The organism is Ornithinimicrobium sp. F0845, from assembly GCF_023015765.1.
In the GTDB taxonomy this organism is placed as follows: Bacteria; Actinomycetota; Actinomycetes; order Actinomycetales; family Dermatophilaceae; genus Ornithinicoccus.
The window spans coordinates 153,088-162,938 of the sequence record NZ_JALKAL010000008.1 but is presented as its reverse complement, the minus strand read 5'-3'; the positions used below and the strand labels follow the sequence as shown (position 1 = coordinate 162,938).

General features: G+C 72.2%; 9 protein-coding genes. 2 read left to right on the top strand and 7 right to left on the bottom strand.

Annotated features, from left to right (window positions below; translation table 11 throughout):
- Nucleotides 1-173: 173 nt before the first annotated feature.
- Genes MWU75_RS13400 through MWU75_RS13390 form a run of 3 tightly spaced genes read right to left on the bottom strand, consistent with a single transcriptional unit; the run spans nt 174 to nt 5,060 of the window.
- Nucleotides 174-1,685, bottom strand: a complete 1,512-nt coding sequence (locus tag MWU75_RS13400; protein ID WP_247091570.1) for a methyltransferase — start codon at nt 1,683-1,685, stop codon at nt 174-176.
- A 50-nt stretch (nt 1,686-1,735) separates the two neighbouring features.
- Entirely contained in the window at nt 1,736-2,764 is a 1,029-nt protein-coding gene (locus MWU75_RS13395) for a hypothetical protein (protein ID WP_247091567.1), read from the bottom strand.
- 19 nt (nt 2,765-2,783) lie between these two features.
- Nucleotides 2,784-5,060, bottom strand: a complete 2,277-nt coding sequence (locus MWU75_RS13390) for a sodium-translocating pyrophosphatase (RefSeq protein ID WP_247091565.1) — start codon at nt 5,058-5,060, stop codon at nt 2,784-2,786.
- Between the two features lie 216 nt (nt 5,061-5,276).
- Between MWU75_RS13390 and MWU75_RS13385 the strand changes: the two genes are divergently transcribed.
- Entirely contained in the window at nt 5,277-7,568 is a 2,292-nt protein-coding gene (locus MWU75_RS13385; protein ID WP_247091563.1) for a DEAD/DEAH box helicase, read from the top strand.
- A gap of 179 nt (nt 7,569-7,747) precedes the next feature.
- Nucleotides 7,748-8,269 carry a hypothetical protein gene (locus tag MWU75_RS13380; RefSeq protein WP_247091560.1) on the top strand — a complete coding sequence of 174 codons (522 nt, stop codon included), beginning with the start codon at nt 7,748-7,750 and terminating at the stop codon, nt 8,267-8,269.
- A 6-nt stretch (nt 8,270-8,275) separates the two neighbouring features.
- Here MWU75_RS13380 and MWU75_RS13375 read toward each other — a convergent pair whose 3' ends face one another.
- The 4 genes from MWU75_RS13375 to MWU75_RS13360 all read right to left on the bottom strand — a co-directional run bounded on the left by MWU75_RS13375 (nt 8,276) and on the right by MWU75_RS13360 (nt 9,814).
- Entirely contained in the window at nt 8,276-8,656 is a 381-nt protein-coding gene (locus tag MWU75_RS13375; protein ID WP_247091559.1) for an Rv3654c family TadE-like protein, read from the bottom strand.
- Nucleotides 8,653-8,991 carry a TadE family type IV pilus minor pilin gene (locus tag MWU75_RS13370; protein ID WP_247091557.1) on the bottom strand — a complete coding sequence of 113 codons (339 nt, stop codon included), beginning with the start codon at nt 8,989-8,991 and terminating at the stop codon, nt 8,653-8,655. The genes MWU75_RS13375 and MWU75_RS13370 overlap by 4 nt, the downstream gene beginning before the upstream one ends.
- Before the next feature lie 29 nt (nt 8,992-9,020).
- Nucleotides 9,021-9,233: a DUF4244 domain-containing protein gene (locus MWU75_RS13365; protein WP_247091554.1), complete on the bottom strand. Its 213-nt coding sequence runs from the start codon at nt 9,231-9,233 to the stop codon at nt 9,021-9,023.
- Nucleotides 9,234-9,460: 227 nt separating this feature from the next.
- Nucleotides 9,461-9,814, bottom strand: coding sequence for a hypothetical protein (locus MWU75_RS13360; protein WP_247091552.1), 354 nt, complete (start codon nt 9,812-9,814; stop codon nt 9,461-9,463).
- Between the last annotated feature and the right edge of the window lie 37 nt (nt 9,815-9,851).

The window sequence follows — 9,851 nt, the reverse complement described above, 5'->3', positions numbered from 1 at the left end:
CAACGCATCATCATCCTCGGCGGCTCCCAGGCCGTGTCCAACCAGATCCAGATCGACCTAGCCGCCTACTTCGGCTAACACCCAACACCCCCACACACCACGGCCCGGCCACCCCACCCACGGGGGCGGCCGGGCCGCGGCGTGTCTCCTGCAGCAGGCCTACTTCAGCACGCCTATTGCAGCAGCCCGTCGGCCACCAGGGTCCGCAGCGTCGGCACGACCTGGGCCTCCAGGTCGTCGGCAGACTGCTCGGTCAGCACGGCGATGCCCCGCACGATCTGAGCAGGGGTGAGCTCGCCATCACTGGCGCCGACGAGTCCCGCACCGACCGTGTCGAGGCGCACAGGGCGCCGCAGCCCACCGCCCTGGCGCAGCTGGATCACCATCGGGTCCGGCTGGCCGGGGCGCCCCACGCGCTCCTCGGTCACGTCCGGGGCCACGGACCACGGAGTGCCGAGCAACTCGGCCTCAGTGTGCTCTGCGAGCCAGGTCCGGGCCCGCAGTCCGGCGAGGATCGCGGGACCGGCCGGCTGCTCCACCGGACCGCGCAGGTCCTCCAGATACCGGAAGGGGTCGCGCTCGGTCGTCGGCTGCTGCAGGGTGATCACCCCGAACCCGACCCGCTCGATGCCGCGGGCCGCGAAGTCATCCAGCCACGCGGCATACAGGTCCTCGAACCCGGCGCTCCCCGGCCGGTGACCTCCGTCGCGTGCCCAGGTCTCGGCATACTCCGCGACGTCCTGGTCCTCCCGCTGGATCACCCACGCGTCCAGGCCGGTGCCCTCCAGCCAGGCGCCCACGTGGTCGGTCCATGTCTCGTCCTCCCGCAGCTCCCAGTTGCCCAGGAGCTGGGCGATGCCACCCGCGGCCAGGACGGACCCGAGGTCGCGGACCAGCCCCGCGACGATGGCGTCGCCGGGGGCGCCACCGTCGCGGTACTCATAGAGCGGGACGTCCGGGCTGCGCGGGGTGATCACGAACGGCGGGTTGGACACGACCAGGTCGAAGCGCTCCCCCGCGACCGGCTCGAGCAGCGACCCGCCGCGCAGGTCGAGGTCGATCCCGTTGAGCAGCGCGGTGAACCGGGCGTAGCCGAGTGCCCGCTCGGACAGGTCCGTGGCGACGACCCGGTCGGCGTGCGTGCTCAGGTGCACCGCCTGGACGCCGCAGCCGGTGCCCAGGTCGAGGGCGCGCGCCACGCGGGGCCGGGGCGTCCACGAGGCCAGCGTGGTCGAGGCTCCGCCCACCCCCAGCACGTGGTCGGTCGGCAGCGGCTCACCCAGGGCCAGCTCGGAGAGGTCGGACGCCAACCACCAGTCGTGCTGGTCGTCACCGTAGGGACGCAGGTCGCACGTGCCTCGCAGCAGGGCACCGGCAGTCTCCGCAGCGCCCTCCACGTCCGTGACGGCGAGGCCCAGGTCGAGCAGACCCGCGACACCGGTGCGGGGGACGGCCGCGGCGACGTCCGCGACGGGGACCTCCTCGCCGAGGACGAGGAGCCGCACCAGGGCCGACACCGGGGCGCTGGTGGCCGCGAGGGCGCGCCGGACCGGCAGGACCTGGTCCCGGTGCAGGGCTGCCGAGGCCAGCGGGCCGAGCACCTCCGCGAGACGCTCGGTCGTGTAGCCGGTCTCCAGCAGGTCGGCACGCAGGTCGTCGAGCTGGTCGGCGCTTCCCGAGGGCACGCGTGGGCTCGGGCTCCCACCGCCCGGGCCGCGCGTGTTCCGTGGTCGGCTCACCAGTCCCACTCGAAGCCGACCGCGCAGTCCCTCGCTGGGGTCAGGAATCGGTGGACGACGTGGTCCGGCGGCAGAGGCACCTCCTCGGTGGCCGCGACCCCGGTCCCCGCATCGACCAGCTCGACCCAGCGCACCCGCTCGGGCACGGCATCCGGGTCGAAGCGGACCTCCAGGGACACCCCGCCGGCCGTCTCCCGCAGACCGCGCCGGAAGTGGTGGGTGACCGGTCCACCGGCGGGATAGGTGGCGATGGTCTCCAGCACCGTCGTCTGCCCGGGCTCCAGGGGGGCGGGCAGCTCGATGTCGATGCGGAACATGCCGGGAGCGTCGTCCGCCCGCAACGGCCCGGGGACGCCCCCGCGGGCGACCTCCACCCGCACCTCCGGGGTGTCGAAGCGGTAGGTGACCCGCTCCACCAGGCCCTGGGCACGGATGATGTGCTCCAGTGCGTGTCTGCGCCGGGACCGGTCCGCGCCCACCTCGAACTGCTCGATCAGCGACTGTGTCCGGTAGGACGCGGAGGTCTGCGGATTCTCCGGGTGCTCGGGAGGGACCGGCGAGGCTCGGCGGCGAGGACCGCCGGGCACGGCCGGCGGGTCCGCCCTCAGATCGGCCTCCAGCTGCTGCCAGAGCGCCCGCTCGTGCTCGTCCTTCATGTCGAAGGCCCGGACGAACCAGCCCAGCGTCTGGTGTGAGATGCCCCGACCACTGACGGCCCGGGCCACGACGTCCTTGAGACGCCGCGGCAGGTCGGTGTCGGACTCGGGCACCTCGCCCGTGTCCCACAGGTGGTCGGCGAGGACCGCCGCGACGGCGCTCTGGTGCGGGTCCCGAGCAGAGGCCCGGCGCACCTCGGCGCGCCAGCGGCGGCGGTATGCCGAGTCACCGGTCAGCAGGTGACGGAGCAGTTCCGAGGTGCTGCGCTGGCCCGTGCCGCTGACCATGTCCCTGACAGCGGTGTCACCGCGGAGCCCTGTGGACTCCGCGGCGACACCGTCCTGCCTCTCCCACCGGCTCGGCATCATCCGGACCCCCACGCCTCTCTCAGCCCAGCTGTGCCTGCTGCGAAGGCGTGTCGTCCCCGATGGCGATGCCCCGGCGCTTGCTGACCCACACGGCGCCCACGATGACGGCCACCGAGACCAGTGCGATGGCCCAGCGGACCACGTCGTTGGCGGAGTCGCCGTAGGACATGGCGACGATGGCCGGCGCGATGAGCAGGGCGACCAGGTTCATCACCTTGATCAGCGGGTTGATGGCCGGGCCGGCGGTGTCCTTGAACGGGTCGCCGACCGTGTCACCGATCACCGTGGCCGCGTGGGCCTCGGTGCCCTTCCCGCCGAAGTGCCCGTCCTCCACGATCTTCTTCGCGTTGTCCCAGGCACCACCGGAGTTGGCCAGGAAGACGGCCATCAGCACACCGGTGCCGATGGCGCCGGCGAGGTAGCCGGCGAGGGCACCGACACCGAGGCCGAACCCGACGGCGATCGGGGCGAGGAGCGCGAGCAGACCGGGTGTGGCGAGCTCACGGAGCGAGTCCTTCGTGCAGATGTCGACCACGCGGGCGTAGTCCGGCTTCTCGGAGAAGTTCATGATGCCGGGCTTCTCGCGGAACTGGCGGCGCACCTCGAAGACGATGGCACCGGCCGCGCGGGTCACCGCGTTGATCGCCAGGCCGGAGAACATGAACACCACGGAGCCACCGATGATGATGCCGACCAGGGCCCGCGGGTCGAAGACCAGCAGCGACTGGAAGATGTCCGCACCGTCGTCCACGGAGCCGCCGGTCAGCTCGCCGATGGCGTTGTTGATCGCGTCGTAGTAGGAGCCGAACAGAGCCGTGGCCGCGAGCACCGCCGTGGCGATCGCGATGCCCTTGGTAACCGCCTTGGTGGTGTTGCCGACCGCGTCCAGCTCGGTGAGGATCTGGGCGCCCTCGCCGTCGACGTCACCGGACATCTCGGCGATGCCCTGGGCGTTGTCGGAGACCGGACCGAAGGTGTCCATCGCCACGATCATGCCGACCGTGGTGAGCAGACCGCAGCCGGCCATGGCGACCAGGAACAGCGAGAAGATCAGGCCGCCGCCACCGAGGGTGAACAGGATGTAGACCGCACCGGCGATGGTCGCCGCGGTGTAGACGGCGGACTCGAAGCCCACGCCGATGCCGGAGAGCACCACCGTGGCGGGGCCGGTCAGGGAGGTCCGGGCGACGTCGTTGGTCGGCTTGGACTCGGTGCCGGTGAAGTAGCCGGTCAACCACAGGATGAACGCCGCCAGGACGATGCCGATGATGACGGCCGCCGCGACCCGGATGCTCGGGTCGAGCGTGCCGGTGCCCACCTCAAGCTCCCCGGGCAGGAAGATGAACGCCGCGACGGCACAGACACCGGCCGCCACGAGCGCGGAGATGTAGAAGCCGCGGTTGATCGTGACCAGGGCGCTCTCGCCGGCCCGCCCCTTGGTGAGGTAGACGCCCGCGATCGCGGTCAGCGCGCCGATGGCGGGGATGATCAGGGGGAACGTCAGCCCGTCCGCGCCGAGTGCCGCGGAGCCCAGGATGAGCGCCGCTACCAGGGTCACGGCATACGACTCGAAGAGGTCGGCCGCCATGCCGGCGCAGTCGCCGACGTTGTCGCCGACGTTGTCGGCGATGGTGGCGGCGTTGCGCGGGTCGTCCTCGGGGATCCCGGCCTCGACCTTGCCGACCAGGTCTGCGCCCACGTCGGCAGCCTTGGTGAAGATGCCACCGCCGACACGCATGAACATCGCCAGCAGGGCGGCACCGAAGCCGAAGCCCTCGAGCACCTTGGGCGCGTTGCCCTGGTAGAAGAGCACGACCAGCGCCGCGCCGAGCAGCCCCAGGCCGACCGTGGCCATGCCGACGGTGCCGCCGGTGCGGAAGGCGATCTGCATGCCCTTGTCGCGGTCGCCGTTGCGGGCCGCCTCGGCGACGCGCATGTTGGCGGCGGTCGCCAGGTTCATCCCGAGGTAGCCGATGCCGGCGGAGAAGCCGGCGCCCAGCACGAAGAAGACCGAGCGGCCGATGCGCACCGCGGTGTCGTCCGCCGGCAGCGCAAAGAGCAGCAGGAAGGCGATCACCACGAAGACGCCGAGGGTCTTGAACTGCCGCCGCAGGTACGCCTGGGCGCCCTCCTGCACCGCCTGCCCGATCTGCTGCATGCTCGGGGTGCCGGACGAGGTGGCCAGCACCTCCCCGCGGAACTTGAAGCCCATCGCCAGCGCGGCGAGCGCGATCAGTCCGACGACGATGACGATCGTGATGCCACTGGTGCCGAGGTCGATGTCGCCGGTGTTCACGACAGCACCTCCGGGCAGCGCGAGGGGATGGACCCCGAGCAGGTCGAGGGGTTGGGCATGTGTCCTCCTGGAGACCGCCCCGGGCGTGATCGACCGGGGCGCGCCGGTTTCTGGTGAGTGCGCCTTGTGGCCGCCACTGTAACGGGGGCCGCGCGCGACTCTACCTGTGACATCCCACACACTCGGCCGTGGGTGCCAGGACATACCGTTGCCACGATGCCCGGCACCCCCTTCGACGCCCGCACCGCACTGGCCCACCTGGCCCGTGGGGCGCGTGAGGAACGGCTGGTGCACGTTCGGCACCTGCCGCGCCGGGAAGCCGAGCTCGTCCCGTGGCCCACCTGGGTCGACCCCGGGGTGTATGCCGCGTGGTCCGGTGCGGGGATCACTCACCTGTGGTCCCACCAGGCCGAGGTGGCCGCGCTGGCCCGGGCCGGACGACATACTGTTTGCGCGACGGGGACGGCCTCGGGCAAGTCCCTCGGCTTCCTGCTGCCGGTGCTCACGGCCCTCGCCGAGGGCAGTCACGCCCCGACCGGGCGTGGCGCGACCGCTCTCTACCTGGCACCGACCAAGGCGCTGGCAGCCGACCAGCTGGCCCGGCTCGAGGCGATGGCGGTGCCCGGCGTCCGAGCCGCCGTCTACGACGGGGACACCCCGCCCGACGAGCGGCGCTGGATCCGTGACCACGCGCACTACGTGCTGTCCAATCCCGACTTAGTGCACCACGGGCTGCTGCCCGGGCACCGGCACTGGGCGCCCTTCCTGCGGGCGCTGCGCTTTGTCGTGGTCGACGAGTGCCACGTCTACCGCGGCGTCTTCGGGTCCCACGTCTCGGCCGTGCTGCGCCGGTTGCTGAGAGTCGCGGCGCGCTACGGGTCCCGCCCCACCGTGCTGTTCGCCTCGGCCACCGTCGCGGATCCGGCAACCCTGGCCGGTGCCCTGATCGGGCAGGAGGTGACGGCGGTGACCCGGGACGGCTCGCCGCGCGAGGCGACCACCTTCGCGCTCTGGGAGCCGCCGATGCTCAGCGAGGACACCCGCCGCAGCGCCGTGTCCGAGACGTCCTCGCTGCTGGCCGACCTGGTGCTGCAGGACGTGCAGACGGTGGCCTTCGCCCGCTCGCGGGTCGGGGTGGAAGCGGTGGCCGCGGCGACCCGACGCGACCTGGCGGACGTCAACCCGGCACTCGCGCCGCGGATCGCGGCCTACCGCGGCGGCTACCTCCCCGAGGAGCGGCGCGAGCTGGAGCGGGCCCTGCGGGACCGGGACCTGCTCGGTCTGGCCGCGACGACCGCACTGGAGCTCGGCATCGACATCGAGGGCCTCGACGCCGTGCTGATCGCGGGCTGGCCGGGGACGCGCGCCTCGCTCTGGCAGCAGGCGGGGCGGGCCGGGCGGGCGGGGGCGGAGTCCCTCGCGGTCCTGGTCGCCTCCGACGACCCGCTCGACACCTACCTGGTGCACCACCCGGAGGCGGTGTTCGAGGCGCCCGTGGAGGCCAGCGTCTTCGACCCGGAGAACCCGCACGTGCTGACGCCCCACCTGGCGGCTGCGGCCGCGGAGCTCCCCCTGACGGAGGCCGACACAGAGTGGTTCGGGCCGAGCGTCCCGGCCCTCGCTGAGGCCCTCGTCGCGGGGGGCGTGCTGCGCCGACGACCGGCCGGCTGGTACTGGGCGCGCCCGGACCGCCCCAGCGACCACGTGGAGTTGCGCGGCATCGGGCAGACCGTGCGCATCGTGGAGAGTCGCACCGGGCGGGTGCTCGGCACCGTGGAGGAGGCCCGGGCGGACGCGGCGGTGCACACCGGAGCCGTCTATCTCCACCAGGGCCAGCAGTATGTCGTCACCGAGCTCAATCTGGCCAATGCGGCCGCGCAGGTGGTCGCCGGGGACCCCGGATGGAGCACCCAGGCCCGGTCGGTCAGCGAGTTCCACATCCTGTCCACCGCACGCGAGGTGTGGTGGGGACCGGGCCACCTCTGCTTCGGGTCGGTAGAGGTCACCACCCAGGTCACCTCGTTCCTGCGCCGGCTCCCCACCGGGGAGGTGATCGGTGAGCACCCGCTGGACCTGCCGCGGCGCACGCTCAGCACGGTCGCGGTCTGGTGGACCCTCCCGGAGGACGAGCTGGCCCTGGCCGGCATCGGCGAGGCCGAGATCCCCGGCGCGCTGCACGCCGCCGAGCACGCCTCCATCGGGCTGCTGCCGCTCATCGCCACGTGCGACCGGTGGGACATCGGCGGGGTCTCGACCGCGCTGCACCCCGACACCGGACTGCCGACGGTGCTCGTCTACGACGGGCACCCGGGCGGCGCCGGCTTCGCCGAGCAGGGGTTCCGGCAGGCCGAGGTGTGGCTGACGGCGACGCTGGAGGCGGTGCGCGCCTGTGCGTGTGCGGCCGGCTGCCCCTCCTGCGTGCAGTCGCCGAAGTGCGGCAACGGCAACGACCCGCTGAGCAAGCCCGGTGCCGTCGGGGTGCTGGACCACCTGCTCACCGGTCGCTGACCGATCGGGGTGGACGGCTCACCGTGCCCACTACCCACGCCGACGACTCACCCACCGCGGAGACCCGCACGGTGAAAGCCCACCGTGACGACCCGCATCGCGGACAGGCGCTCCCCCAGCACCGCGGCTAGTGTCAACACGAATCGTCCAGGTCGACGGCAACTCGTGGAGGCGAACTGATGCTCATCCTCGGACTCGCGCTGGTCATCGTGGCGCTCGTGGTCTTCGGCTATCTCTTCTTCGGCACCAGTGACCTGGAGCCGCTGCAGATCGACCTCGGCGTCTTCACCGTGGAACTGACGTCTCTTCAGCTCTATCTGCTCGGAGCGGCCACCCTGGTCGTTCTGGTCCTCGGCCTGCTCCTGGCGACCATGGGGCTGCGGGCCAGCCGCCGTCGGCAGCGCGAGGTCAAGGAGCTGCGCAAGGCGGTGGAGGAGCGCCCGCCCCGGGATGCGAGCCCCGTCGAACGTGACCGCGCGCCTCATGACACGGACCGCGCGTCTCATGACACGGACCGCGCACCCTATGACCGTGAGGTCCCGCCTCCGCCTGCACCTGCCTCGTCAGACGTTCGGTCAGGCTCGGGCTCCCCCACGACCGCACCGAGAGGGTCGAGCACCGTGGACGAGGACCACTCCTCGATCGACCTGCCCAGCGACCACCGGAGCGACGACCCCCCGGGCGGCGCCCGCCGCGCCTGAGACTGGTCAGCCGGCCGTGTCCGGCACCGCGCCCGCCACGGCGACTGCCCGGGCCCGCGCACCCTCCAGCACAGGCACGGGCATCGCGACCTCGACGCGCAGCGTGGCCGCCACGGTCTGCGTGTCCTCGCTGGGCGAGCAGGCGGTCAGTTCGGCCCCGTTGGCCTCGGCCAGCTCCGTCGCAGCGCTGCACGCGGCGTCCGTGCTCCCGCCCTCGAGGAGCACCGCTGCCCCAGCGAGTGCCGCGGCATCGGCGGCGGCACGGGCCTGCAGACTCGCCTGCAGCGCGGCGGCGAGGATGAGGAAGGCCACCAGCAGGGACATCAGGAGCAGGATCGCGCCAATGCCCAGGACGGTCCCCGAGCCACGCTCCGGGTCGCGCATCATGGTGATCCCATCCGCGCAACCGGTTCGAGCACAGCCTCGACCGTCGCACTCGCCTTCGGAAGGCCAGGTAGGAAACGGGTGCGGGCCGGCACGCTCACCGAGACGCGGACCCGGTCACCGGAGTGGTCCACCTCCACGGAGGCTCCTTCCGGGGCGACCTGCAGCGCCAGCTCCTGCACGACCTCGGTCGGCTCGCCTCGGGCCGCCGCCCTGACCGCGATCCGAGCGGCGTCCACGCACCGGATCTGGTCGACCGCCAGACCGAGCCCGCTCAGGCAGAGCGCGAGCACCGCCACGAGGGCCGGGATGGCGATCGCCAGCTCGGCGGTCGCCATGCCGTCCTCGTGACGACGCCCGCACCTGCTCACAGCGAGACCGACAGGGCGGCCTTGATGACCTTGGTCACCAGTGACTCGATACCGCCCGACTGGACGATGGCCAGCAACAGAGCGGCGAACGCGCACGCGGCGATTGTGCCCACTGCATACTCCGCCGTGGTCATCCCCGCCTCACGGGCAGCCGAGAGCTGCTCGCCCAACCGCCTGCAGCCGTGCCGGCGGTCCAGTGACTTCCTCATGGTGATCCCTCCATCTCACGGGAACCGGTTGTTCCCCTGAGACGAGGCTTGCCGCTGAGCCCTCACCGAGCGAGGTCGTCGCTCGATCTGTGGACGAGGGCAGCTGCCTGCCAGGCGCTGTGCACAACGCCGTTCCGGCAGCGGCCACCAGCCGACCCCACCTGCTTGACCAGGATGGGTCTGTGCGAGCGACAGGAGTGGGTCGGTGCGCGTGCCTGGCGGGGTGTCTAGCCGTGGATCAGCTGGTTGCTGGGCAGCACGGTGATCAGGCGCGTGACGCTCTCGTGGTCGGCGGCGGCGAGTGCGGCGGCCGCTCCGGGCAGGACCCACACCGTGGGGCTCTCACCGGCCGCTGCGGCGCACTCGGGCAGCCACTCCGCCGACCAGCCGGACAGTGCCTCCGCCATCGCGCAGGCACCCGGTCTGGACGTCACCCGGTTGATCTGGACGCGCTCGGGAGCCCCGAGCGGCATGGTGTCGTCAGCGACGTAGACCTGGCCGTAGGCGTCGGCCGGAAGGCTGAGCAGCACCTCTTGCGCGGCGGCAGCATCGCAGGCGCCAGCGAAGATGCACACCTTCATGGAAGGTCCTCGTCGGCGACTCACATCCGCGAGTGTA